This window comes from Enterobacter sp. S-33, from assembly GCF_028735835.1.
In the GTDB taxonomy this organism is placed as follows: domain Bacteria; phylum Pseudomonadota; class Gammaproteobacteria; order Enterobacterales; family Enterobacteriaceae; genus Enterobacter; species Enterobacter vonholyi.
The window spans coordinates 3,303,002-3,328,424 of record NZ_CP117838.1; the positions used below are offsets into that span (position 1 = coordinate 3,303,002).

At 50.2% G+C, this 25,423-nt stretch carries 22 protein-coding genes, 1 tRNA gene and 2 pseudogenes; 5 read left to right on the plus strand and 20 right to left on the minus strand.

Going from position 1 to position 25,423, the window contains the following annotated elements; genetic code table 11:
• Window positions 1-37: 37 nt before the first annotated feature.
• Window positions 38-322: a YfcZ/YiiS family protein gene (locus PUP35_RS15595; protein ID WP_023294142.1), complete on the minus strand. Its 285-nt coding sequence runs from the start codon at window positions 320-322 to the stop codon at window positions 38-40.
• Between the two features lie 372 nt (window positions 323-694).
• Between PUP35_RS15595 and fadL the strand changes: the two genes are divergently transcribed.
• On the plus strand, window positions 695-1,978 hold the full coding sequence (gene fadL, locus PUP35_RS15600; protein ID WP_115875916.1) for a long-chain fatty acid transporter FadL: 1,284 nt from the start codon (window positions 695-697) through the stop codon (window positions 1,976-1,978).
• A gap of 44 nt (window positions 1,979-2,022) precedes the next feature.
• Here the strand turns inward: fadL and mlaA are convergent, their stop codons facing one another.
• Complete coding sequence (gene mlaA / locus PUP35_RS15605) at window positions 2,023-2,775, minus strand: phospholipid-binding lipoprotein MlaA (RefSeq protein WP_115875917.1); 753 nt, start codon at window positions 2,773-2,775, stop codon at window positions 2,023-2,025.
• 313 nt (window positions 2,776-3,088) lie between these two features.
• On the opposite strand from mlaA, the gene PUP35_RS15610 reads away from it, so the two are divergent.
• From PUP35_RS15610 to PUP35_RS15620, 3 genes are all read left to right on the plus strand, one after another.
• A complete protein-coding gene (locus PUP35_RS15610; protein WP_274240456.1) occupies window positions 3,089-4,018 on the plus strand; it encodes a formate/nitrite transporter family protein in 930 nt (309 codons plus the stop codon).
• A gap of 75 nt (window positions 4,019-4,093) precedes the next feature.
• Window positions 4,094-4,168 (plus strand) — tRNA-Arg (locus PUP35_RS15615).
• A gap of 160 nt (window positions 4,169-4,328) precedes the next feature.
• Window positions 4,329-5,495, plus strand: coding sequence for a tyrosine-type recombinase/integrase (locus tag PUP35_RS15620; RefSeq protein ID WP_274240458.1), 1,167 nt, complete (start codon window positions 4,329-4,331; stop codon window positions 5,493-5,495).
• Between the two features lie 2 nt (window positions 5,496-5,497).
• Here PUP35_RS15620 and PUP35_RS15625 read toward each other — a convergent pair whose 3' ends face one another.
• The 6 genes and pseudogenes from PUP35_RS15625 to PUP35_RS15650 form a co-directional block, all read right to left on the minus strand.
• Complete coding sequence (locus PUP35_RS15625; protein WP_274240459.1) at window positions 5,498-6,538, minus strand: retron Ec48 family effector membrane protein; 1,041 nt, start codon at window positions 6,536-6,538, stop codon at window positions 5,498-5,500.
• The gene (locus tag PUP35_RS15630; RefSeq protein WP_023330997.1) at window positions 6,538-7,722 is read right to left on the minus strand and encodes a reverse transcriptase family protein; all 1,185 of its coding nucleotides are present in this window, start codon (window positions 7,720-7,722) and stop codon (window positions 6,538-6,540) included. Before PUP35_RS15630 ends, PUP35_RS15625 begins: the two co-directional genes overlap by 1 nt.
• A 722-nt stretch (window positions 7,723-8,444) precedes the next feature.
• Window positions 8,445-8,717 (minus strand): annotated as a pseudogene (locus PUP35_RS15635) (ogr/Delta-like zinc finger family protein).
• Between the two features lie 222 nt (window positions 8,718-8,939).
• Window positions 8,940-9,844: pseudogene (locus PUP35_RS15640) on the minus strand (DUF927 domain-containing protein); the annotation flags it as partial.
• A 137-nt stretch (window positions 9,845-9,981) separates the two neighbouring features.
• Window positions 9,982-10,263 carry a hypothetical protein gene (locus PUP35_RS15645; protein WP_164850637.1) on the minus strand — a complete coding sequence of 94 codons (282 nt, stop codon included), beginning with the start codon at window positions 10,261-10,263 and terminating at the stop codon, window positions 9,982-9,984.
• A 122-nt stretch (window positions 10,264-10,385) separates the two neighbouring features.
• Window positions 10,386-10,520 carry a hypothetical protein gene (locus tag PUP35_RS15650; protein ID WP_274240462.1) on the minus strand — a complete coding sequence of 45 codons (135 nt, stop codon included), beginning with the start codon at window positions 10,518-10,520 and terminating at the stop codon, window positions 10,386-10,388.
• Between the two features lie 179 nt (window positions 10,521-10,699).
• Here PUP35_RS15650 and PUP35_RS15655 point away from each other — a divergent pair, with 179 nt between their 5' ends.
• Complete coding sequence (locus tag PUP35_RS15655) at window positions 10,700-11,209, plus strand: hypothetical protein (protein ID WP_274240463.1); 510 nt, start codon at window positions 10,700-10,702, stop codon at window positions 11,207-11,209.
• 434 nt (window positions 11,210-11,643) lie between these two features.
• Here the strand turns inward: PUP35_RS15655 and PUP35_RS15660 are convergent, their stop codons facing one another.
• The 12 genes from PUP35_RS15660 to PUP35_RS15715 form a co-directional block, all read right to left on the minus strand.
• Window positions 11,644-12,975, minus strand: coding sequence for a VasL domain-containing protein (locus PUP35_RS15660; protein WP_274240465.1), 1,332 nt, complete (start codon window positions 12,973-12,975; stop codon window positions 11,644-11,646).
• Window positions 12,976-13,078: 103 nt separating this feature from the next.
• Window positions 13,079-13,549, minus strand: coding sequence for a hypothetical protein (locus PUP35_RS15665; RefSeq protein ID WP_223580092.1), 471 nt, complete (start codon window positions 13,547-13,549; stop codon window positions 13,079-13,081).
• 14 nt (window positions 13,550-13,563) lie between these two features.
• Window positions 13,564-14,016 (minus strand): type VI secretion system baseplate subunit TssE, encoded by a 453-nt coding sequence (tssE, locus tag PUP35_RS15670; protein ID WP_274240468.1) that lies wholly within the window; start codon window positions 14,014-14,016, stop codon window positions 13,564-13,566.
• Window positions 14,009-14,545 carry a type VI secretion system lipoprotein TssJ gene (gene tssJ / locus PUP35_RS15675; protein WP_274243279.1) on the minus strand — a complete coding sequence of 179 codons (537 nt, stop codon included), beginning with the start codon at window positions 14,543-14,545 and terminating at the stop codon, window positions 14,009-14,011. The genes tssE and tssJ overlap by 8 nt, the downstream gene beginning before the upstream one ends.
• A complete protein-coding gene (gene tssG / locus PUP35_RS15680; RefSeq protein ID WP_274240469.1) occupies window positions 14,526-15,629 on the minus strand; it encodes a type VI secretion system baseplate subunit TssG in 1,104 nt (367 codons plus the stop codon). The genes tssJ and tssG overlap by 20 nt, the downstream gene beginning before the upstream one ends.
• Window positions 15,584-17,347 carry a type VI secretion system baseplate subunit TssF gene (gene tssF, locus PUP35_RS15685; protein ID WP_274240471.1) on the minus strand — a complete coding sequence of 588 codons (1,764 nt, stop codon included), beginning with the start codon at window positions 17,345-17,347 and terminating at the stop codon, window positions 15,584-15,586. Before tssF ends, tssG begins: the two co-directional genes overlap by 46 nt.
• 20 nt (window positions 17,348-17,367) lie before the next feature.
• Entirely contained in the window at window positions 17,368-18,963 is a 1,596-nt protein-coding gene (tssA, locus tag PUP35_RS15690) for a type VI secretion system protein TssA (RefSeq protein WP_274240474.1), read from the minus strand.
• A complete protein-coding gene (locus PUP35_RS15695; protein WP_441315738.1) occupies window positions 18,963-22,193 on the minus strand; it encodes an ImcF-related family protein in 3,231 nt (1,076 codons plus the stop codon). Before PUP35_RS15695 ends, tssA begins: the two co-directional genes overlap by 1 nt.
• A gap of 169 nt (window positions 22,194-22,362) precedes the next feature.
• The gene (locus PUP35_RS15700) at window positions 22,363-23,523 is read right to left on the minus strand and encodes a hypothetical protein (protein ID WP_274240478.1); all 1,161 of its coding nucleotides are present in this window, start codon (window positions 23,521-23,523) and stop codon (window positions 22,363-22,365) included.
• A gap of 3 nt (window positions 23,524-23,526) precedes the next feature.
• Window positions 23,527-23,793: a PAAR domain-containing protein gene (locus PUP35_RS15705; protein ID WP_274240480.1), complete on the minus strand. Its 267-nt coding sequence runs from the start codon at window positions 23,791-23,793 to the stop codon at window positions 23,527-23,529.
• A 332-nt stretch (window positions 23,794-24,125) separates the two neighbouring features.
• Complete coding sequence (locus PUP35_RS15710; protein WP_274240481.1) at window positions 24,126-24,392, minus strand: hypothetical protein; 267 nt, start codon at window positions 24,390-24,392, stop codon at window positions 24,126-24,128.
• A 230-nt stretch (window positions 24,393-24,622) separates the two neighbouring features.
• Window positions 24,623-25,420, minus strand: coding sequence for a hypothetical protein (locus PUP35_RS15715; protein ID WP_274240483.1), 798 nt, complete (start codon window positions 25,418-25,420; stop codon window positions 24,623-24,625).
• Window positions 25,421-25,423 lie beyond the last annotated feature (3 nt).

Sequence of the window (25,423 nt, forward strand, 5' to 3'; positions counted from 1 at the left end):
AGGCCCATGCAAGCGAAGCGCCGCCGGGCAAAAAGGATTAACGCAGACCTAGCTGGAAAATCAGCGTTTCTGCTTCGCAGGCGAAAACAAAGTCGATGTCCAGCTTCACGCCGCCTTCCACTTCGGTGAAGGTCGACTTGATTTCACACGGATCGGATTCAACATCACGCGCACGCTTGCTCAGCGCGGCCAGGGTCTCTTCCGCTTCGGCACGGTTAGTGAACACACGGCTGTAAGACGCGGTGCAATCGGAGTTGTCCATGATGGTCCCAACATCCATACAGCAGCAAACCGGGGTTTCATCAGCACTGCATTTACTCATAGCTCAATTTCCTCTGTATTCGCGCAGCGCGCGAGATAAACACGATGCTGATATTTTACGCCCCGGCGCGGGCTCTCTCCAGCCGTTAATGGCGCAAAAACGGATAAGTGACCAATATCACACTAAAAAATGATCCAGAACAAAAACCACCCTTTTGGGTGAGTCGCGATGGTCACAATTTTGCCAACCAGATCTCGTTTCGCGAAACATGTTTGAAAATATTAATAAACAAACTTGCAACATTCTGGCTGGTCAGACCTATACTCTGGCCACTGGTCTGATTTGTCTGTCATACCTCAGACCCTACACTTCGCGCTCCTGTTACGGTATGTAACAATTATTGAATAAAAATAACTCAATGAGGTTATGGTCATGAGCCAGAAAACCCTGTTCAACAAGACTGCGCTGGCAGTCGCAGTGGCACTCGTCTCCACTTCCGCCTGGTCAGCGGGCTTTCAGTTAAACGAATTTTCTTCCTCTGGCCTTGGCCGTGCGTATTCCGGTGAAGGCGCTATTGCTGATGATGCGGGTAACGCGAGTCGTAACCCCGCGTTGATCATGATGTTCGATCGTCCGACTTTCTCTGCCGGTGCGGTTTATATCGACCCTGATGTCAACGTTTCTGGTAAGTCGCCTTATACGGGTGCGAGCCTTAAAGCGGACAACATTGCCCCAACAGCATGGATCCCCAACCTGCACTTCGTTGCGCCTATTAACGAACAGTTTGGCTGGGGTGCATCCGTAACGTCTAACTACGGCCTGGCTACCGAGTTCAATAACAACTACCCGGCTGGTGAATACGGCGGTAAAACAGACCTTACTACGCTGAACCTCAACCTGAGCGGTGCGTATCGCCTGAATGATAACTGGAGCTTTGGTCTGGGCTTTGATGCCGTCTACGCCGATGCCAAAATCGAACGTTATTCCGGGGAACAGACTGCGCGCCTGCCTAAAAACAGCAATAAAATTGCCAGTCTTGAAGGTGATGAATGGGGCTATGGCTGGAACGCCGGTATCCTGTACGAGCTGGACAAAAACAACCGTTGGGGCCTGACCTATCGTTCCGAAGTGAAAATTGACTTCGACGGCGATTACAAGAGCGGCATCCTGACGCCTGTGAACAACCTGGTTCCTGGTGCGGGTACAACCATTCCTTGGGGAACGTCCAACCAGACCGTTCCAGGTTCACTGTCACTGCATTTGCCAGAAATGTGGGAAGTGTCCGGTTACAACCGTGTTGCGCCGCAATGGGCTATCCACTATAGCCTGGCCTATACCAGCTGGAGCCAGTTCCAGGAGCTGAAAGCGACCGGAACCAATGGCCAGACGCTGTTTTATAAGGACGAAAGCTTCCACGACGCCTATCGTATTGCGTTGGGTACCACCTACTACTACGATAAAAACTGGACTTTCCGCTCCGGTATCGCATTTGACGACAGCCCGGTTCCGGCAGACAAACGTTCCATTTCCATTCCGGATCAGGATCGTTTCTGGTTAAGCGCGGGCGCGACGTATGCGTTCAACGAGAATGCATCCATCGATGCGGGCGTATCTTATATGCACGGTCAGAAAGTGACGTTCCAGGAAGGCCCTTACGAGTTTACCTCTGAAGGTAAAGCCTGGCTGTTCGGTACGAACTTCAACTACGCGTTCTAACCGCGACAGAATCAAAAAAGGTGAGCATTGCTCACCTTTTTTATTTACTCAGAATCGATATCTTTTAGTTCGTTCTCGATCGCCTTCGCGTTTGGATTCTCTTCCGGCTTCAGCTTACCGCCGTTGGCAATAAAGTCATGATTCTGGAAGTACGCTTCACGTACCATAATGTACGGGTCAGAAGACTGGCGCAGCAGGCCATCAGAGTCAAGCAATTGCGCGCGGGTTTCAATCCCTTCCACCGTCCATTTACCCACCGACAGCGGCCAGGTCAGCCATGACAGAACCGGATACAGCGTATCGACCATATCACCACCGTCATCACGCACGGTGAAGCTGCCATAGAACGGCAGATGAACGTAAGGGCCGTAACCGACACCATAATGCCCCAGCGTACTACCAAAACGGTGCGGCTGTTCACGCTGAAGTTTCGGGTTCGCCATGCCTGCGACGTCAATAAAGCCGCCCATCCCCAGAATGGAGTTCAGGAAGAAGCGGGTAAAGTGGACCATCCCCTGGTAGGGGTCGCCCTGCAGGAAGTAGTTCACCATTACCGCAGGCTCTTCGAGGTTGCTGGTAAAGTTACTTAACCCGTTACGCGCGGGCTGTGGAACATAATCGCGCCATGCCACTGCCACCGGGCGAACCACATACGGGTCCAGCACGTTGTAGTTTAAGCTATACATGGAGCGGTTAAATCCTTCGAGAGGATCGGAGCGGCCCGTTTGCTCCCCAGAGCTGGCGCAGCCCACAAGCATCGTCGCGCCCAGCGCAAGCGCCGACAGCCGAAGTTTCATAAATATCTCCCTGTTCAGTATGGCTATCGTTGATTGCCATCCGTAACGGAGCCTGATGCTCCGTCTGTAAACGTGCAAGCGATTGTAACAGCACGTTTACCGATGTCTATGAGCACAATTACGGGCAGTAACCACCGTGACTCTGATCTCAGCATAGCCTGGCTTTTAGAATTCGTTTCGCTGGCAATTTTATAATGCCTTTGAAAGAGATGTATCACCTTTGTTGTCATTGCTGCCAATTTAAGAGCATCCCCACAGGCATCCCGACAAAAGCCGCTACGCTTAACAGAAAGATCAATCTCCGGGAGCATATATGAAAGAAGTGGGCGAAGAAAAAATTGGCGAGAGCAATGAGGAACTTGAAATTGAAAGCGAGGAGAAAGCGCGCGGCGAGAAAATAGAAATTGACGAAGATCGACTCCCTTCCCGCGCGATGGCCATTCACGAGCATATCCGCCAGGACGGTGAAAAAGAGATGGAGCGCGACGCGATGGCCCTCTTCTGGTCAGCCATCGCTGCAGGGCTCTCAATGGGCGCATCTCTGCTTGCGAAAGGGATATTTCATGTGCAGCTGGAAGGCGTACCCGGCGGTTTTTTACTCGAGAACCTCGGTTATACCTTCGGCTTTGTGATTGTCATCATGGCCCGCCAGCAGCTGTTTACCGAAAACACGGTGACCGCCGTTCTGCCGGTGATGCAAAACCCCACACTCGGAAATTTCGGTTTATTGATGCGGCTCTGGGGCGTGGTCCTGCTGGGAAATATCATCGGCACGGGCATCGCGGCCTGGGCGTTTGAATATATGCCGATATTTGATGAACCCACACGGGATGCATTTGTAAAAATCGGCATGGATGTTATGAAAAACACGCCGGTCGAGATGTTCTCGAATGCCATCATCTCCGGCTGGATTATCGCCACGATGGTGTGGATGTTCCCTTCAGCAGGCAGTGCCAAAATTGTCGTGATCGTACTGATGACCTGGCTGATTGCGCTGGCGGACACCACGCATATTGTGGTCGGTACCGTTGAAATCCTCTATCTGGTCTTTAACGGTACGCTTTACTGGAGCGATTTCTTCTGGCCGTTTGCCCTTCCGACGCTGGCGGGAAACATCTGCGGTGGAACGTTTATCTTCGCGCTGTTAAGCCACGCCCAAATCCGTAACGACATGTCAAACAAACGCAAAGCTGAGCTTAAGGCACGGGAAAATGATGATAAATCGACAAAAAAAACGACCTGAATGGTGACTCTTTGAGCAGTCAGGCGGCGATGCGCTTAACGCAAAGTGTAAATAAGGCTATACTCGTGCCGCCTCGTCCCCTTAGTTAAATGGATATAACGAGCCCCTCCTAAGGGCTAGTTGCAGGTTCGATTCCTGCAGGGGACACCATGACCACATCTCAACAAGTCTCATAACTTCCATAACTCACTGATTTAAATGCTAATCAACAATCTTGTTCGTCCAGTAAAGTGCCATTATTTCTAATAAAATCTATACATCTTTGCGTATATGATTGTGTATAACTGAGTTCGATCTTTTTTCTATACACATGCTGCTTTCTGACATCCAAATAAAACGAGCAAAACCAAAGGATAAGACCTATACATTGAATGATGGCATTGGATTATCACTTCTTGTTGATACATCAGGCAGTAAAGGCTGGCGCTATCGTTACCGCTTCGCAGGCAAGCCGAAGATGATTTCCTTTGGCGTATACGGTGATGTATCGCTTGCAAAGGCGCGTGCTAAACGTGACGAAGCTCGTTCGATGATGGCCAAAGGGATCAACCCTAGCGAGGCCAGAAAGGCTGAAAATATTGCGTTGCAGTTTGCACATGAGAACAGCTTTGAATCTGTAGCAAGGGAATGGCATGGTTCAAAAAAAGCCACGTGGTCAGAAGGGTACGCAAAAGAAGTTCTCAACTGCATGGAAAAGGACATTTTCCCTTTTATCGGCCCACGACCAATCGGACAGATTGAACCGCTGGAGCTGCTTACCGTTCTGCAAAAGATTGAGAAAAAGGGTGCTTTAGAGCAAACCAGTAAGATCCGCCGCCGTTGTGGTGAAGTTTTACGTTATGCCGTCGCCACCGGACGAGCGAAATATAACTTTGCTCCTGATTTAGCTATTGCACTCAACAAGCCTAAAACTCAGCACTTCCCGTTCCTGACTGAAAGTGAGTTGCCCGAATTCGTCAATGCTCAGGATAACTATCAGGGCAGTTTAGTCACCAAATACGCCACACAATTGTTGATGCTAACAGGTGTACGAACCTTTCAACTTCGTGCAGCCGAATGGGTAGAATTTGATTTAAATAATGCTCTCTGGGAAATTCCTAAAGAGCGAATGAAGAAGCGCCGCCCTCATCTTGTTCCGTTATCTACACAGGCGATCAGCATTCTTAAAAAACTTAAAGATATTACTGGTAATTACAGTCTCGTTTTTCCAGGAAGAAACGACGTCAGAAAACCAATGAGTGAAGCTAGTATCAATAAAGTGATAAAGTTACTCGGCTATCATGGCCGCTTAACGGGCCACGGTTTTAGACATACCATGAGCACTATTTTGCATGAGCATGGTTTCGAAAGCGCCTGGATAGAAATGCAGCTTGCGCATGTTGATAAAAACTCTATACGTGGGACCTATAATCATGCGCAATATTTAGTAGCAAGACGAAGGATGCTCCAATCTTACGCTGATTCTATTTATAAATAGCTTCAAACATATGCTCTTTTTACACTGGATAATTCAATATTTATATCTGTGAATGTTAAATTTATACAATCTATTAACTCAAACACCTGTTCTTCGATTAAAACAAACTCATTCTTTGGACCTGTACTAATCTTCACCCCTAGCAATCCAATAGCATCCAACATACTGACTTGATGATGAGTATAGACATATTTTCCAGATGGATCTGTTATCTTATTATTTGCATCAGTAATAACCTCAATTATTTTCTCTATCTTATTTTTATACTGGAGCGATATAGAGATATCGCCTTTTTTTGAATAAGGAAAAATCAGACTGTACCACTTATATATATTTACCTTGTCTGGTGATATAAATTTCCTTTTCGATATTTCAGCATTTACGTAATCCCTGAACATATTCAAATGTGAAATATGATTAGTCAAGTTACTGTTTTTCACACCAGTTTTATAAGTCATTAATGCAATACCAATACCGCCAATAGTACTAATTAATGTAATTAACCATGCAGCAGACTGAAGAATAATAGACACACTATTAAAATGCATCAAAAAAGTTGTTACACACTTATCAGTAAAACAAAAGTCTTTCTGATAGAGTTTTTCACTATAAATAGTGAGAACAGAAACAACTGCACTACAAAAAATACCTATAACAAAAACAGAGATAATAGTTAAAATCAATCCTCTTATCTCTTTATCCCGGCCAAAGTCACCCAATGGTATACGATCAAGTAGTTTGCCGAGCCATACTAAAGGTAACTTAATCAAAAACAAAGGTGTACTAACTATAAAAATAACCAAAGTGATAAAGAGCGCTATAACGCGTTTAAATACACATTTAAATCTTTTAATGACTCTAATCCAACTTCTTTCAAGACTTATCAAAGAACCTTGGTTTGTACCTCTTTTGAAGATTAAAGTGACAAATCCCCAAATGCTGCTTAGTAATTGTGATATTACGCTAGAAATGTCTCTACAAAGGAAATAGAACGACATATTCATAGCTTTAAAGTCATCCCCGAGCTTATTAAAGCCAATCATTAATACTTAACCTTTTCAAGACGTTTTTTAAAACCATCTGCGATTGAAACGAACCCTGCAGTTCTTCTTAGAATGATTAAATTAAAAAATGCCAGGTCATACTTCTTTTTATAATAGTCTTTCTGAGAATTCCCACCTTTATAAGAATTTTCTAAGAATTGTACAGCCCTTTCAATTTTATCAATATCCCTTTTTGCTGCCTTGGGCTGTATCAATTTTAACTTCGCGGAGAGTATTTTATACTTCCCATGCTTGACTCGCCCTAACTTATTTACCCTACCCACACACCTATTGTATTCAAGTCGATATGCTATGCTTGTAATGGAGTTATTTTTTTTCGCTAACTGCTCTAAATTATGGACAGAAGCTCTAATTCGCCCTACCTCATCAGAAGGTAAACGAGGTTCATTAAAAGAAATACGCAGCCCATGAACTTTCAAAGACTCAGTAGAAATGTTATGAACCTGAGTTTTATCCTCATTTAAAGGCAAATCTTTTTCGTCCAACATGGATTTGATATGTTCCAATATCTGATTCATATTGTAACCAACTAATTTTGAAGAAACAGTAATATCATCAACCAACCGAGTGTAAACTAATTGTTTTCTTCTGGCCCGATTTACAACATTATGCTCAAGATCAAAAAGACACAATGAAGCAATATAACTTGAGGTTAACGCTCCTTGAACGATTTTATGATCATAGCAACAGATATCCGTCAAATAGTTAAGAACTTCACCTTTGAATTTAAAAACACGCTGAAATATGGAATAAACAATATCTCTATGTATGTTATCAAAAAAATTCTTAATATCTACTTTAAGTATGGTCTTAGCATTGCAATGTTGTTTTGCGCATGCAATATAATGCCGTTCAATGCCTGCTTTTTTCTCTTCTTTGTTGGTTGGGACTGAGCCATATATAAAGCCAGGCCAAATAATCAGTTCTTTAAATATTCTATTGTTAATTCTTTTTTGTATACGTCTAATTAAAGGATGAGGGTCATAAACATCTCGAGAATCTCCATTTATTTTTTTTACTTGCTTCTTTTTATATCTCAAATGTGAAGGCATCTCACGAGCTTCATTTAAATCTGAAAGAGAAATATTCAAGCAAGAACTTAAAGAGTGCAAAGATCGCAGAGAATTTGTGTTTGGTTTTTTTATCGGAATATCAGTAATCATGATAACTTTCCATGCTCAGAAATCAAAATTACATCCGGCCTCCCTCATGCTCAAGAGGGCAAAAGAATAGGGATGCTTTCGTCAAAAGCCCTTAGCAACTGCCCCTATTCTTTGACCGGACGCAATTGAGGACGGCTACAGCCCCATCGTTGCCGGCCAGGCTTTGTGGGGGTTCCGTTCCAGCCTGTACGTTTGCACAGGCGCTCTCACATGTACACTGCGAGAGCGGAAGCTAAGAAACTATAAACTTTGACTGCGGCAGGCAAACGGTACGTTCGCGCTGATAAGATATTATCATTGACGTTATGAGTTTCAAGGGTTTGCAGTTATTTTTCTCAGTACCTACCAAAATTGTGACCGGATCACCAAAATCGCACTACACCGCGCCCGCCTGCGGTTTTCAGATCGCAAAAATTATTCAGTTGGGATTTTTTACAAATGATAGAGCCAGACCGCGCCACAACTGGGGATTTACAGCGAGCAGGGAACTGAAAAGAGTGAAAAGAATTTCAGCTTTTTTCAGTTTAGCTTTACTCCAACATCGTAACCACTTGAATTAAGCTATTGATAGTAAAAAGATATATAATTTTAGGCGAGATTTTTCATGATAACTGACGGCACACTTAAAAGTTAACAAACTGATTCTTATAGACATTTTTTCTTGAGCAGCTGAAATTTAATGAACCGAAGCCGGGAAAATTTTAGTTACTCCCGCGAGCCGCTCACTGGCTCTCTTTGGCTGCCAACAGGAGTTCTAATGCTTTTTGTCGCTCGTCCGGTGGCAGGGCATCCATTAGCTCTTTAATCCGTCCCTGGCCGCGCAAAGCGCTGAGACTAATCGTATGTGAGAAGGAAACGTTCATCACAAACGTATGCCCACACTCTACATTTGAGCATTAACAGTACACATCTGATAATTTAGGGGGCTTTCGGTTTGTTTTCCTCACCGTTGCCGCAGACATACACTCCAGGCAGTAAATTTTCATCACTCGCATAGCTAAACCTCTGTTGCCTGAGAGAAGAAGGGATTTTGGTTCCCACCCTCTTGTTCTGAACGTGTAACACTGGTAACACGCGTAACGTCGTTGATTTAATTGAAATTAATCTGTTACCAGTGAGCCAAATAAAGAGGTAACGCGTGGTAACACACTGATTTTTGTTATCACTGTTACCAGTGTTACCAGTGTTACCTCATAAAAATAAAACTCACGCGATAACTATTCGGGATCGGCGCTCCCCAGTACTTGCGTATTAAACTGGTACACGCGCTTAAGCCCTATTTCTGGCAGGCGAACGCTGTTTTGCGTTCTCCCGTCTTCCCCGGCTTTCAGCCAGCCCACCTCAACACACAATCTGGCCACCTTTCGTGAATCGAACCCTTTACAAATTTCTTTCCAGCCAGATGGCAATACGTAGAAGGTCACAGTGGATTCCGTCACGTTGTCGCCCTTATCCACTTTCCTGAACCCCATCATCGACAGTGGGCGGTTCTTATCATCGTGCCAGTCAGCAAAGCGGCTGAACTGGTTACGTGTCATATAATCCCTGACCTGCTCCAGAGCGGTTTTATCCTCCTGGTTCGCGGTATGTCCACGATCAGCCATCCATGAGGCCAGGCAACACTCAGCAGCCCTGACGCCTCACCCTCAGGCCATCCGGTTATCCCGGCTTGTGTGGCAAGTTCTCCAGCCATAGCAACCAGCGCAAAACGGGTAACGGCGCGCCCAACCTGATTTCCTGCATCCGCAGGGGTTAATCTGCAGGTGTAGCCCTTCAGCAGCGCTTTTGCCTGGCTGGTCAGTTCCTGGAGATCGGCTGTCAGACAATGCAGCCAGTCGCGGAAGGGTGAGCCATGATAATGAATTACGGCGTGTTCCAGATGCTCCGCCAGCGCTTTACCACCACTAAAGCCGTGCAGCTCCTCAAATACTCCATGCTTACCCGAATCACTCGGGATCTGGATCATGCGTACTTCTACCCCGGCGTAGGTTCGCTCTCCGGCATTGGCGGCGTGCTCGACCAGTGACGGCTCCCCCGTGGATAGAAACAACAAATTCCAGCGGTTTGTTTCCCGTACCGAACCATCAGTTCGGGCGGGGGCATTGCCCTGGCCGTTAGCCTGCAACACGGTGTCATTAAGGTTCTTTTTGAATTCTATATGACACCTTTTTCGAGGATTTTCGTTAAGTGTCGTTAGGGTGTACCCAATAGCACTTACAAAAAATCCCCAGAAGGGGATTTTGTTGCTAGCGCCAATCATTAACGTGAAAGCAGCTGTACATCAACTTGCTCGTTACTCTCATCCTTGTTAATGATTGTGCCGTCATCACAAACAAGTAATTCGTCCGTCTGAAGCCACAACTGCGAGTCAAGCTCACCACCACCAGTCACACGCCAAACAGAACCATCTTCCAAAGTAAGTATTGTTCCATCGTCGTTTTTGGTCTGGAGCCAGTGGCCCGACTCGCAGTTAGCCCATGAAAAAGATGGAAAGGCCAACAGCAGAGCTACAACCCCTGCACTGGTTAATATATTTTTCATTATTCACTCTCAAAGCCAGAAATTGTTTTGGAATGCATTAATGCATTGTCATTACCCAGTTTGAGCCAGAAAGCATCATTAGTACATGGCTCCCGCATGGTTGCCCCCCCGGAATTCGTAGCTTACTCATAGGAACAATACCCACCCTTATGATGGCTGCCCGTGCCGCCGTGCGGGTGCTCTCCCTTAGGACAGGCTAGCGCCACACTTGCAATGAACATCAAACCAATTGCCATCATTATTTTTTTACCTTTCATGATTATTTCCTTAGCCAATAAAAATCCCATATATAATGCATGGATTAATCATTATGTTTTAATGCCTAAGTGCGTTCAAATGACAATCACAACTTTTATCCATTCATTAACACGATCGACTCTACTTGGGCTTCAGTGCCGATTGCCCCGCCCTTTCCCGTCACCGCCAAAGGATCATCTTGTTTACTAAAAGCCCCTTCCAAAAACTAACTGCCGCCGTACAGCAACTTCGTAAACATGAACAGGCGATTCGATTAACTCCCGAATATGAGGTGTTCACTATGCCCCAAACAATACACTCGATATACGCGCTTAAGCTATTGAGCCTATACGACAAGCTTTCCTGTGAGGCCCTTACCTCATGGTTTGGTTATGTCAGGGCGCAAATCAAGGCGACCCGTGACGAACTTGATGTAGAGGGTAAAAAGAAATACGAGGCCTACATTGGGAAAGCCGCAGAAAAGGCACCAACGCCATTCGGGAGCCTTAAGCGCCCCCCGGATACTCTCACTGACTTGATAAATATTCCCTCAGGAGAAGCGCAGAAGACAGACGGGAGATTTCTGAAAGACTTTGGATTGTTACTAGTTTCCTTGAGGAATATCGCTATCAGGGCATTGATGATAGATATAGAGAATATGCCCGCACTATCATTGCCGGAATTGACACCGATCAGCTTCCTCAGATGATTACAGGTCTTATTGTTCGTGAAATTTTCAAGTTGGTGCATACCGATTGCCGCGCTGACGTGCTGGCGTTCGTTAATTCTGGTATCACAGACCATGAGTTTTGGCGGCATACGGCCCCGGACGAATATGCCGAGGTTTTCCTGATTATGAGTTGTCCCCTGAATCCTGGACGCTAAAAAACGCCGGGATATATTGTGCGCACGAGGGGATTGCACGGCGGAGTCTTTGGTATGGACATGATGTTTATGTGGATGAGTTTATCGTGTCTTTGGCTGGTAGCCTTCTGCATAGGAAATATCCCTGAAAGTATCCCTCTTAATCCTCCCACTTATTAATATGCTTTATGGTCATGTGTTTAATCGGGTGATACATTCCTGCAGGGGACACTTGACCTCCACGCGTTTTCGAACACATTCGCCTGTGCGCCGCAGAATTCACGGTGCGGAAGAATCCCGTTTTATTTGAGCATAACGCGTTGCCAGCTGTCTTAGACGCAACTCCAGCTGGGTCTTTTCGGCTTCAGGAAGCGCACTTTCAGCACTATGCTCTGATAGGCGCCGGAGTTGTTCTTCAGCCGGTATGGTTTGGTTAAAGGACTGTATCGTCGAAAAAACCACCGATTTAAGCTCACTTATCGTGATATATTTTCCTTTTTGCTCATCCAGACTACTCAGCCTATGGCTCAGTTGCTGAAGCTTCATCATTCCCTGATACCAGCTGTTCATGGAATCGACAGGCAACGCTGCCGCGTTAAATTTTTGCTTCCACTGCACGGTGAGCGACTTCGCTTCCTCCGGCTGCAATGTCTGGAGTTGCGCTAACAACTGAAGGCTGTAGGAAATATTCCAGTCAGGTGGCAGCTTATCCAGTCGGGCAAGCTGCTGCTGCGTTTCGGTGATAAACGTGGACGGAATGGTGCCTCGCTGCGCTAACGCGTCTTGCTGAACAGGTGTAAGCACTTCAGGTAACGGCGCCAGCGAGGCAATGGCCTGAGTCGTTAAGGGATCCGGTCTCGACAGAAAGCCCCCTCCCCACGCCACGGCGAGGCTAACCACCAGCACAGAACACATCCCGGCGACAAAGGGTTTCCATGGTCTGACAGACCCTTGCGCAGTCGGACGATCCTTTGTATCCGGCTGATTTTCCTGCTGCACAACGTAGACCCATTTCACTTCGCCAATCGGTTCTGCCCTCTCCTGAGGTAACTCGCGACCGGGCATTATTATCGCATCCAAATCTGATGCGTCATTACCGCTTTCCAGCCGTTCAGCACTTGAACGTATCAACGTTCGTAACGTATCGAACTGGCTAAGGTGTTTGAGTTCGAGGCGCTGGAGGACTGCGCCCAGGCTGGTAAGCAACGCTTCAGCACTATAAAGCTCACGTAGATGGCTGTTGTTCAATGCAAGCATGCGCATGCGCTGCTGCAGGCGCTGGCTCAGGCCACTAAGGATTTCCAGACGAGCGTGTAGCGTCTTCGGCCAGAAAACGTCCCACTGGCGGCTAATCAGGGCCTCCAGAATTGCCAACCCTTCGTTCAGGCCAGCTAATCCAGACAGTTGAGTACGGGCAAGGGTGTACCAGGCCGCAGTCTGCAACTCCACACCGTTTTGTTCAAACAGAGAGAGACAGAGTTTTTCGACATATTGCCAGTTCACATCCGGGCGAGCAGGATGCGTAAGCTTGCCGAGTTCATCGCGAAGGGCGGCGTAATCTGGCAGCGTACGCGGGTCGCCGCCGGTTTTTAACGTTATATGTGTGGTCATCCTGAAGGGCCTGCATATCCGTGTAGTTAATTTCGTCAGTTGAGATGTAAGGCTATTTTGCGATTAAAAATGCAGTGACTAATAAAAGGAATGAATGTTATCGCTATGGCAGCAGCGCTAAAATCAGACCGTAAAAAATGCCTTCATCAAATAGTTGTCCTGAACGGGATGAGGTCGCAGGGGGAGTAAAAATCCAGCCATTTACGCTCCCCACACGCATGAACAGGCGTCCCTGAGAAATCACCTTATCCCCGGAACAGAAAGTCACCTCGACACAACCTGCTACGCCCTGTCCATACAGAAAGATCGGCATAAATCTGACCGCTCGGCTGCCATAACGCAGAACGATACCGGAAATCTCAAAAGCCCCGCCCTCCACCAGCAGATCCGGAACGGATACCGTCAGTGGCTCCACATTCAGTCCCGTATCTGTCAGCCACGCGTTCATCTCATCCTGAAGCTCAGCCATTCGCTGGCGAAACTCTGCAATATCAGCCTGACTCCTGCTGATTGCAGGAACAGGTGCAGGTTGTCTTGCCTGCAACTTCTTCAGGAACTGTGATTTTACGGACATGATGTTATCGGACCTTATATACGGAGAGTGGTGTCGAGATACTGCTGTTGCCTGAGATGCCTTAACAGGACCCGTCCTTCGGGCATAAATTCAGTCCCGTAGCGCACCAGGCCAATCCCTTTAAGTTCAGCATCAATGGCATAGCGCAACTCACCAGGGATTTTCTGGTCGAGCAGAATGACATTTATGCTTTTCAGGCGCGGTTCATATTTGAGCAGAACGGCAGACAATGTGCCCATCAGCTCATGGGCCGTTCCCGGCATGCCCTGCAGGATTTTGGTCATGTCCGGCAGGCCGTAGTCAGGCAGATGCGCCAGCGTGCCGGCGCGGCAGTTGAGGATACGCTGCATGTTATCGAGTACGGACAAAACGACCTGGTTCTGCTCGCTGACCTGATGCAGGTCGAGGCCGCCGGTGAAGTTGCCATAAAGTGTTTCATACAGTGAAGGACGGAATGACTCACTCATCTTTCAGCGCCTGCAGAGTCAGTCGATTGTTGCCCGCGTCAATAACCCGGGCCTTATCCGGATCAAGCTCATCGCGGCTCAATACTACACGCCAGGTGTTGTTCTCCTGGTCCGGTGACATAAACATCCCGGCCACTGCCACATACTGCGCATCTTTTTCCATTGGCATATCAACCGTGACCGCCCCCCCGGGCTGCAGCCTTATATCTTTCTCCGCCATGAGGTCTGCCTTGACGGCCTGGCTGTCGTCTTTAAACAATGAGGGGTAGTCTGTGCTATCAAAGGTTTTGCGGTCTTTAAGCTGATAAATACGCACCACCGTCGACAGAGCGACACCACCAGCATTGCTGTTCACGGCTTCACGGGCACGAATATCGAGATGCAGAGTTTTTATCTGCTTATAAAAAATCGATTTGGTCACAGCAACGGTGCCGTCTGTCACTTTTTGCTTCAGCCCACAGCCCGCCAGCATCAAGGTGATACCCGCGACCAGCGCAGCCAGAGGAAATTTACCAGCGGTAATCGCCATCTTCATCGGTCTCCCTGCGGTGAATATTTTCCTGTACCCGCTCATAGCGGCCCAGATTAATGGTGATTGTTTTTGGGTGTGATGCGGTCTTGGCCGCATTCAGCGGTCGCATCACGGCAGTGCGGCCCAGTTGCACCGCCCCTGCGTTGGGTTTACTGCTCATGGTCGCGTCAGGAAGCAGACTGCGATCGACACACAGCTGTAGCCGCACATCGAGGCGGGAGCCAAGATAGACATGCAGGAGCGCCATCAGGTCCGTGTGAAGCTCCCCATCCGGTAACCAGCCCCACACCTCTGCCGGGTCAGTGGTGGTCAGACGCATCAGCACCTGACTGTTTACGTCGGTGGCATAGTTCCCCATCACCGGACGGCTGGTCAGGGTGACGGGCTGCCTGACGCTCATGGTCAGTGGCTTCTTCAGCGGTACACGGCGTTTGTCGTGGTGCCAGATTTTTGCCTGCGTGTTAGGTGCCAGCAGGCGCACCAGCGAGGCCATGCCTTCTGCGGTAGGCCCCGGCAGCAACATGACCGGCAACAGTGCCAGAAAGCGCGAAGCCGGAGCCGCGATATTGTCCGTGCAACCGTTAATCCCGAGCCCGGCCAAACCCAGCAGATACTGTGAAGTTTTGTCCTTACCGCCTTCTGCAAACGTTGCCGGATACGAATATTTACGCCAGATACGGTAGTACTGAGCAATCAGCCGGTGGTTGAAGATATCAAGGAAGTCCGCGTTAGCTTCGTACCCTTCCCGTCTCTGGGCGATGTCATCGATATAGTGCGTCGGCAGCGGAGACTCCACGCCGTAGAGCCCCATAAAGGTGGTACGAATCGTGGTTGGAAGGTGCGGATGTTCCGGTAGCTCTGCCCCTTTGATTTCAGAGGCCGGGAACCCCATCCCCGAATGGGGTCGAAAGCGTACCGGCTCTTGTCGCACCTGCCAGGTGCTGCCAGTGACCGGTTTATCCGGCTGGCTCTGCTCCAGTAGCTGACAGAAACGGTAAAAATTCATGTACGGCAGTCGGTCGCCCAGCTGCGCTATCAGCCTGGCAGACGCGGACTGTGATTCTCTTTCCACCGGATGCATTTTCCTTCTGGCTGAACAATGAGGGTAAGCTGATTGAACTGGTTCATATCGGCATACAGCGCAAAGAACCGGTTGAGCATTTCACCGAACAGGTGAATATCGCCCTCGCCGGTGAAGCCGTTGCTGTCGAGGGTCACTTCGATATCCAGCCCCCGAAGCAGGTAGCCCTGTTCAAAACGTTGAAGGCGATGGTGCTCCACGTGCTGAATCGCCTCCAGACGCCGGGTGTTCAGTTCATCTTCCTGCCAGTTATAGAGCGCCAGCGTCCCGCGCAGCACTTCGGCAGTACTCATCATGTTCAGGAACCCGGATCCCAGGTGGCTTAGCACCCGCCAGTGAAAACGGTCTTCAGAAGGCGGATAGACTGGCAGCGTTGGTTTGCAGAGGTTGCGTACTGAAAGTTGTGTACTGACCACCTGCTCACAGCGGTCAAGCAGCGTACTCTGTAGTGCACGGCGCGGCAGCTGGCCGTTGGTGCCGGTGATTTGCAGCGATACGGCTTCACGCTCAAACAGGCGGTCCTCTTCCCACTGGTGCCCCCCAAGGATAAGCCAGGTGTCATACAACCCGGTCACGCTGCGCTTTACGCGGGTGTGGTAGTAACGGGGTGGTGCATGACGGCGCATCATCCCGCCCTTGTGCCTGAAGCTGCTGAACGGCACATACTCTGCGTCACTGGTCCGGTTTGAGCCTGTCACCGAATCCACCGAATAAATCTCGGTATGTCCGTCCTGCAGACGTTTGGGGCGCAGCAGGTACTCGCTTTCAAGCACGGTAATGGTGAGTGGGTCAGCTTCCAGTGTGAACAGGTTAATCACCGGCACACAGTGCAGACGAACCGCGTCATCGGTGACCGGCAGCTCTGATGGCCACGGTGTGCTGAACACGACTTCGATGTCGAAATACTCTGCTCCGGCAGATGGCGTAATGCCGTCCAGCCCGTTGAGGTGGACAAACATAAACTTGTCACGGAAAGTAAAGTACTCCAGCAGCAGCTGGTAGCCGCTGAAGGCGGTATCGCCCTTCGGCCACAGGCAGTCTTCCTCCGCAAAACCACCCGGCGAGAAATACCCGTCGAGGCGAATACGGTCGGTCTGCCCGGGCAGACGCATATACAGGGCAGCCTGTCGTTTGGTGAGCATCAGGTGCAGCTGGCTGCTGACCGGGGCATCCGCCCCGAGATAGAGACTCAGGTGGCTGAGATCAGCATGGGACCAGTCCGCCTGGGTGCTGCAGGCAAAACGCATCCGCAGCAGCGAGCGCCCGTCCGGCTCAGTGGTCATGGTCACCCCAGAGATATTCAGCGGGTTGAGCATCACATCGCGGGTGGTGCGGTAGCGACAGACCGTGTTTTTCGGCCCCACCGGGCGGGAATACACTTCCAGCCCCGCGGGCATCACTTCCGCCATCTTAACAGTCTGAAGCGCAGGCGTGAACGCAACCACTGAGAGTGACGGAATGGTTCTCAGGTAGTGTGGCCAGAGCATACTGACCAGCCCCTCGGTCAGTTCCGGCAGGTCGTCGTCGATCTTCTCCCGTAGCCGCCCCATTGAGAAGGCAAAGCCTTCGAACAGCCGTTCAACATACGGATCGGGTGTGCCGGCCTTATCCAGGTCGAGCATTGCTGCACGATCGGGATGGGTTTGAGCGAATTCTTTCGCGGCTTCACGCAGGTACCGTATTTCTGCGTCGTAATAACGCAGGGTCAAATCTTCCATTTATTTCTGTTCCTGTGGATTTAACCGCAAAGCACGGCGGCACGGGCTGGATCGACGGCGATCAGCCCGGCAAGTAACTGGTCCATTACCGGTGTAAGGCGGGCCTTTTCAGCCTCGCTGCGACCGGCTTTCAGGCGCAGGAGTTTCAGATGGCGGGCCTGCACCTCAAACATCAGCTCAGGCTCCCACTCACTGAGGGTCACTTCTCTTGCACGCTCACCCAGTTCTGCAAACAGGTGCACCGCCAGGTCATTTTTACCGTACTGCTCAGCAATTCGTCCCATCAGCAGACGCAACAGCCACTTCTGACGATCGGTGGTCATGCCCGGCCGGGTCTGCAACCAGCCCAGCGCGGCATCCGGGCCTTCACTGTCGGCCAGCGCCACGGCTTCCGGCTCCAGCGCCAGAATGTCATCGTTACCGGCGGTGGCCGGGGCTGATGGCGTATCGTTGTCCCACCCACCAGTGGTATCAATCACGCTATTCTGGATCCAGTTCAGCGTCACTTCGTCCGCAAACGGTGTACCGTCACTGAACGCAAGTGTCTCCAGCCCGGACAGGCGAGACAGCAGCCCTTTCAGGTCAGCCACGACAATGTCGGCCAGCGTCTCCTGACCGGATTTCGTCAACGCCTGGTGGATATACCACTGCAAATCCAGCCACAGGTGATTGGCACCGCGGGAAAATGTACTGTCGGCCGTTTCCAGCATTTCAGTCCAGTTCTGCTGCAGGTAGAGACGTTTGAGTAAAGCGCGTTGATCCGCCCTTGGCGGCTCAATGCGTGTGCGCCCCTGCGCATCCGGGGCCGGGATGGCCCGCAGGGTGTCGTGCCGCAGGCTTTTCATCAGATGGTGTGCTGACAGCCAGCCGTCCGGCTGCTCGCGCAGATATTCAGTAAGGGTGCGGGCCTGGGCCAGCAAATCCTGACCGGAGGTGATCCGCCCGATGGCCGGGGCATCGCTGTGGCTGGCAGCCGAAGGGGTGTCGCTGGTGCTGGCATTCTGCGGTACCACCGCATCCACGCCTCCCGCTTTCTGCAGACGACTTTCCAGCGCGCTATAAAGCGCATTGAGTTCGGGACGGGTTTCATCCGGCTCATTCTCAATAAGCTGTGATATCAGCAGCAGCGCACCAGTGGTTCGCATCGCATCGATCCTGACCACTTCCGGGTACAGGGAAAGCGAGTCGGTCATACGCGAACCGGCCAGCCATTCCAGTGCCGCCTTACGGCTGCGGTCACGCTGCGGGTGCAACTGTGGTCCAAAGCGCTCCAGCAGACCAGCCAGCAACTCGAGTCCTTCGGCCAGCCCCTGCTCACCTTCGCGGTGTAGCTTCGCCCAGCAGTAGTATGTTGCCACACGGATATCTTTTGCAGTCGTGGTCAGCAACTTCTCTGCCAGCCGGCAGATGAGTTCGGTATCCGCACCGGAGAGTTTATTGATCTCCTCGCGCATCTGCTGGAAGTCATCGTCATAGCCCGGGTCTTCACCAACGGGCGATGAGCCGGACAGCGGCTGCAGCCAGCTTTCCCACTGCGCCACACGTTCACGGGTTGCTACAAGCAATGGTTCCTGTTCTGTCTGGCAGGCACTGAGTAAGGCATTGAGCGTGCTCATCAGTAAACCTCCGCTACATCAATGTTCGCACTGGCGACCTGGCCTGATGGTGCAACTCCGGTCGTGCTGAAGATGGTTTCCGGAAGACGGAAATTGCGCAGTTTCAGCAGCGCCAGCGGGCCCTCGCCGGCTTCGGTACGCAGGGTATAATTGAGCGTACGACCATCCTGTGCCTTCCAGCTCAGGCTGTAGCTGCTGCCCACGCCCGGATACGCTTTCACGCTGGCTTTATCGAGCAGGCGAATCAGCCCCCAGCTACCCGGAATATCGGCGTACTGGCGGGTGCCAGCCTGCGTGCTAATCCAGCTAAGATTGGCCCCCGGGGCTTCAGTATCAGCAGGCCAGGTGAACCGCTTCCATGCCGGCATCTGGTTCACATAAGTCAGCTTCTGGCTGTCGATAATCATGTCGGTCTGCATAACCCCATCGGCGGTGCCCGGACGCAGTTCGAAGTTCATGCCAGCATTGCCTTCGGTGAAGGCCACATCCGAAATGTGACTCAGGGTGTTAATGGCGTTGAGGAATGCCGGATTAAACGCCAGCCCCTGCGAGTTGATGCTGTCAGGTACCCAGTGGTTGCCCTCTCTGTGCAGCACACCTTTGAGGCGGGTCTGCAGGAACTGAGCGATACGCCCGGAATCCGCGTTGAGGTATTTGGCCAGCAATGGCAGAGAAACATCGCTGCTGGAGTTATTGAACGGATAACGGCCACCAAAGGTACTGTTCCACTCAGCCACCACCGCCTGCTGCCACTGGGCATTGAGGCTCTCGGCCGCCGGGGTCAGCACCAGCTGCCAGGCCTGCTCCATCGGATTCACAAATACCGTACGCCCAAAGCCGCTCCATTCCTGACCCAGGCCTGCTGCAATCAGGCTGCCGTAGTCGCGGGTTTCGGTCATGTCAACCGCTTTACCCTGAAATACGGTCTGGGCAATGGTCTGGGTCATGGCCTGAGGGTCTGCGGCATTAGTCACCTGCTGCAGACGCAGACGCACCTGCGTCACGCGAGTCAGGTACGACTGCAGGCTCAGCGCCTGCGCACCGGTGTTGCTTTTATCCATCAGTGCCAGTACCGGATCAAAGGTTGCATCCAGCGGACCGTGAACGCCGGCACTCTGGTCAATGGCATCCTTGTTATCACCACCGAGCAGATTTTTGGCTGATTTAACCAGAGAATCCGAAATCGCCTCGCCGGTTTGCCCGGTGCGCCCCTGCACATTCAGGGTGTTCATTAGCGCCACCAGAGGTGACTGACGCACGTCGGCCATCAGGGTCAGCTGGTCAATGGAATCCGACAGCGTGGTGGCCTGGTTCCAGCGCAGGCTGTTGAGGAATTCCAGCCAGGCGCCGCCAAAATCGGCAAAATAACGCTCCGTCAGGCGATTTTTAAGTGCTTCCGGGGAGATTTCATCCTGCTTATTGACCGGACGTTTGCTGTCAGTCAACACCCAGTCGAGCTCGTCCCGGCGCGCCTTCACCACCTTCTCGATGGCAGGCTGGATGGCCTGCTCCCAGGCCTGGCGGGTAAACATGCCTGGCACGATCTCAGTGGTGCTGAACAGGCGGGCTGCATCAGTATCGCCGGTCATATCTTCGAGACGCATATCCACATACAGATGTGCCACCTGTGAAAGCATTTTCTGGTACAGAGTCGATTCGCTATTACGCACCCCCATCAGGCGAACCAGCAGGGAACGCGCCTGGCTGACCATGTTTTCATCAGCTCGCAGTTTCCACTCAGGATGTGTGACCAGTTGTTCACCATAAAACGACAGCAGAGACGGGGCCACGCCTAGCCAGATACCGTCCTTCACACCGTCACGCTTCGGCCAGTCCTGAAGCAGCACCGTGCTAAACCAGTCACCATCCATATGCTCAGGACGCGCCAGCATCAGGTAAAGTTTCAGCTGGTCATAGGTTGCTTTTGCCCTCTGCTCGCGCAGCGGGCTATCCGGAGGCAGCCCGTTAAAGGCACTGACCTGCTTCTGCAGATGGTCTGCAGCCGCATCCCGCAACAGCGGCAACGCGCTGTCCTGATAGCGTGGCCAGAGTGCGGCCAGCAGGGCGTTATTCTGGCTCAGCCCGGCCTTTTCGTACCATGGCACACCATGCTCAGAGCGGTACTGCAGGCGGGCCAGCGTTTTCTGGAGTTCAGACAGCGCGTGCAGGCGCTGCTCCAGCGGCTGATTCTGTCGGGCGGCAAGTTCGGCCTGGGCATTCGCACCGGCAATCTGGCTGCGGTTGGTGACATAAGCGATGCTCATCCACATAGCCCAGCTCACCATCGTAAGCGCAGCAGCAGATGCCATTACCTTGCGCCATGGAATACCGGGCTTGCGAGGACGCAGCCCGGCAGGAAGCGTCCGGACTGATTCAGGCAGAACATCCCAGCGCTTATCCATGCCCCAGTGGTGCGGCACGGCACGTTCGGCACCGGCAGAGGGCTGACTGAACACCACACCGGCCAGCGGCAGCGGGCGGTAGGGATTGAGCATCACCGACAGCGGTGCGGTCACGCTCTGTGGCTCACGAATCAGCTGGTCGGCAAGCGTCAGCAGGAAGTTATGTTTTACCTCACCGCAGGTCTGCTGCAGACCCTGTGATATCAAATCTGGCGTCAGGGCGGAGAGTTGTTCTGCCAGCCCCTCGGTACGACAACCGGCAGGCAACAGGCAGCCGGTCGCCTGCGTAATGCGTCCTTCCTGCTTACCGGCTCGTGGGTGCAGGCACCAGACATAAAGCGGGAGTTTCCAGCCAAGCGTATCCATACGCGCGCTGATAGCATGAGACAGGGAATCCATGGTGCTTTCTGAAGGTACCGGTAGCGGCTGCTCCAGCCCAGGCGCTGAGAACTGGTCAAAGGCCGAGGTGACCCACACCAGACCATCCACCGGACGGCGGCGCAGTTTGCGCAGCGCGGTCAGCCAGGCACTGTCGGCTGGGGTATTGAGGTCACCGCCCCACAGCAACAACGTGCCTCGGTCTTCCTGCCAGAGCTGGCCCGTAAGACCAGGAGTCAACTGCTCCACCTCAGATATGGTCCCAGTGACCAGCAGAATGCGTGTTTTACGTCCCCAGCGCCGACCGTAGAGGTTACGCATGGCGTCACGGATAGTATCAACGGTGACATTGCGTGGCGGAGTCCGGGCAACTCTTGATTCATCAGAAGGCAACGCATTGTTCTTCTGTTCCCGCCAGCGATGATATCTTTCCTTCATAAACCGGAACATAAACGGCGTATAGAAAACAATCAGCAGGACTATCCATACGGCAACAAATGCAAGCACTTGCTTCAGTCGGGTATCAAGGCCATACGTGGGACCAAAATGCAGGATCAAGGCCACTATAATCGCTGAGATGCAGGCTATTATGCCGGCAAGCCCCCCTCTGCTCCATGTACTACCCGGCATCATTACTTTCACTCCCTGAGGTAACAGTACTGACAAAACGATCAGCACCTGAGGTAAACAACCCTAAAACAGGTTTGTTGCTGACGGACACGATGTCGGCCAGTAATGTGGTTAGAAGCCACGCACTCCCGGCCCCTGGAATACCGTTATACTTTTCCAGTACATCAATTTCCTGGTGCACCCACGGTGTCAGATGTGATTGAGACGCGGTCATTAAATCAGCAAACCCGTCATTCCAGTGCCCGTAATCACAGAACACGTTTGATGTCTGACAGGCGATCGTTTGTGTTTCGAGGAACAAACCCATATCAGTCTTAAAATTTGGCATATCCAGCAGCATCGGTCGCAATATGCGGGCAGAGTGAGGAAGCTGGTATTTTTCAGCAACATCATCGCTGGTAAGTACCATCGCTGCGAGTGCATCGGAATACTGTTCAGCCCCCTGATTCTGCAATATCAGGATCAAATCAATATCGAAAACGGGATTTTTAAGGCGCTCTTCGATCCAGGCAAAAGAAAGGACTTCACAACATGAAATCGAACCTGTCGGCGCACGCCCTGGATAAATTTTTCCCCATGATTTGCGAAACCGGGTCTCGAAGTCAGACGAAATCGTGTCGCTCACAATGGTGACGTTGAACGGCACTGTCGCAGGCAACATCGCGATTGCCTTTTGTACACCGGCCAGCCCCAGTTCGAGCAAGGAGGTGGACGTCGTCGATTTCGCATCAAAATGGCAGGTCAGTGAAAGAAATTGCGGTGCATCTGCAGCATCTGATTTAGCAATGGCGTCAGAGGTCACTCCGGAAGGTAGCAGTATGCTGCTTCCGAGTACAGCCAGATAACGTCCAGCCCAGGCTTCCCACTGTTGCTGTCCGTATTCAGCTTCCTTCTGCAAAAACTGATGTTCATTGATTATTCTTCCCCACAGCCATCCCCGCAAACAAAACAGAAAAAACCAGCCAAGAACCGGGCTGGATGCCAGCCACCAGATATTGAATGCAGCCAGAGCCTTAACCATCCCTGACGCATGCAGGATAAACAGCAAAACCCCCACAACTGCGGCAACAACTCCTGCTAACAGCCATCCAAAAAATGATGGCTCAGGAGGCAACTCCATTGTTGTTGCTTTCGTCCTTTCCCAGCCCATTGATTATCCTACTGTGCTGTTCTGAGCACTTGAAATTACAGTACAACCGCACTGACATTTGCAGCCATTGACGACAACAGCCCGACCGTTAAATGTCCGGTGCGGTGATCCTTCCACGATAGGATTAGTTCCATGCCCTTCTATGGGGCAACTCACCATATCACCAACTAATGCGGCCTTTTTTCCGTCGACAGTAATATTGGAAGAGGCAGAGATCACTTTTCCACCGTGAGAAGTTTTGTCACCAAGCAAAACCAAGCCTTTTGTCATGTTGAACCCTCGAAAAAATAAACAAAAATCATTTAACTTTCATTTTATCGATCTTATCAAAATTAGGGGAAAACGTTCTTTCAGGAGCAACACTTCTACCCGTACAAATAACATTTAGATATTCACCTTTCATTTTCTTTTTTAACCCAACAAACCTTGTCACTTCCCCCTTATCTATTTAAGGGGGGCTTATTGAACTAACATCACCAACACGCAATGATAGAAAGTCTCTCTTACCAAATAGCGATAAGCCATTCTCCCCCCTCAACTTTTCTTTTTATATAAGGATACTGTTTAGGAAATAAATCCACATCCTCAATGACAAAGGTAAATTATCCATTACGAGAAGCATAATTATCAAAGGCGAGAGTCACACCAACCACCGTGCTAGGAACAAGATCTTTGCCAAGAAGTATCGCATCTATATACTTGATACCGAAATTGACCACACTCAACGTCCATTTACATGAACCACCACCAGCCATAGCAACTTTTGCTATCAAAATATCCCCGCTATCTTGCCGCATGAGGCCCCCAATAACGTTATAGCTTGGCTCTGTGATAATTGAGCCATCAAATCCACTGATTCTTTTTTTCATGCATTCATGCGAGATGTATCGGACCTCAAGCGGAAACTGTTTAGTGTAATGAGAGGGATTGTGAACTTCTATGGCTATAAAATTGGCATCTACAGGCGGCAAGAGTACTCAATTGGTCACTCGACTCCCCCCTCCAGCCATAAAAACTGCCAGAAGCAGCATCATTAACTTTATCTTAGTAAGCAAAATCACGTCTCCCTCAAAGAGGTAAAACAAAGCTGATCAGCAGATTATTTCCCACCAGATCCGTTGACTTTGCTAAAATCAGGTGTTGTGTTTTTTGATGAAATGACGCTCCCATCTGGATAGACAAAAGAATACATAGCATCTTTCCCCTTCTTATTAGGGAATATCATCAATACTTTTTTACTTTCGTCTATAGAGGGATTGTAATTTATTAAAACATTTTCGTTAGGCTTATAATCCAACTTCACTTTCCAAAACGCATCTTCCTTACCGAAAAGATATAATTTATCCCGCATAGTAGACTGTGGGCTACCCTTCCATTTTTTTATAAAAGGATAGTATTTTGGAGTGTAATTAAAATCATTCCCCGCCACTGTATCAAATTGTCCATTCCGCGCAGCATCAGCATCAAAAGCAATAGTTACACCAACCGCAGTACCGGGTACAAGATCCTTACCAAGATGTGTCGCGTCTATATACTCGATACCTAAATTGACCACACTCAACGTCCATTTACATGAACCACCACCAGTCATAGCCACTTTTGCTTTCCAGATATCCCCGCTACCTTGCTGCATGGGGATCCCAATAACGTTATAGCTTGGCTCTGTAATAACTGAGCCATCAAACCCGCTCACTCTTTTTTTCTTACATTCATACGAGATGTATCTGACCTCAAGCGGAAACGGTTTCGTATACTGAGACGGATTTTTGACTTCAACATTGACCCATTTGGTATCTATAGGCGGGGATAACGTTTTATTTACGGCCCGACTCGTACTGCAACCAACAACAGAGAGAAATATAAAAGAAAGGAGCAAAGTCTTATATCCTTTATTCATCTT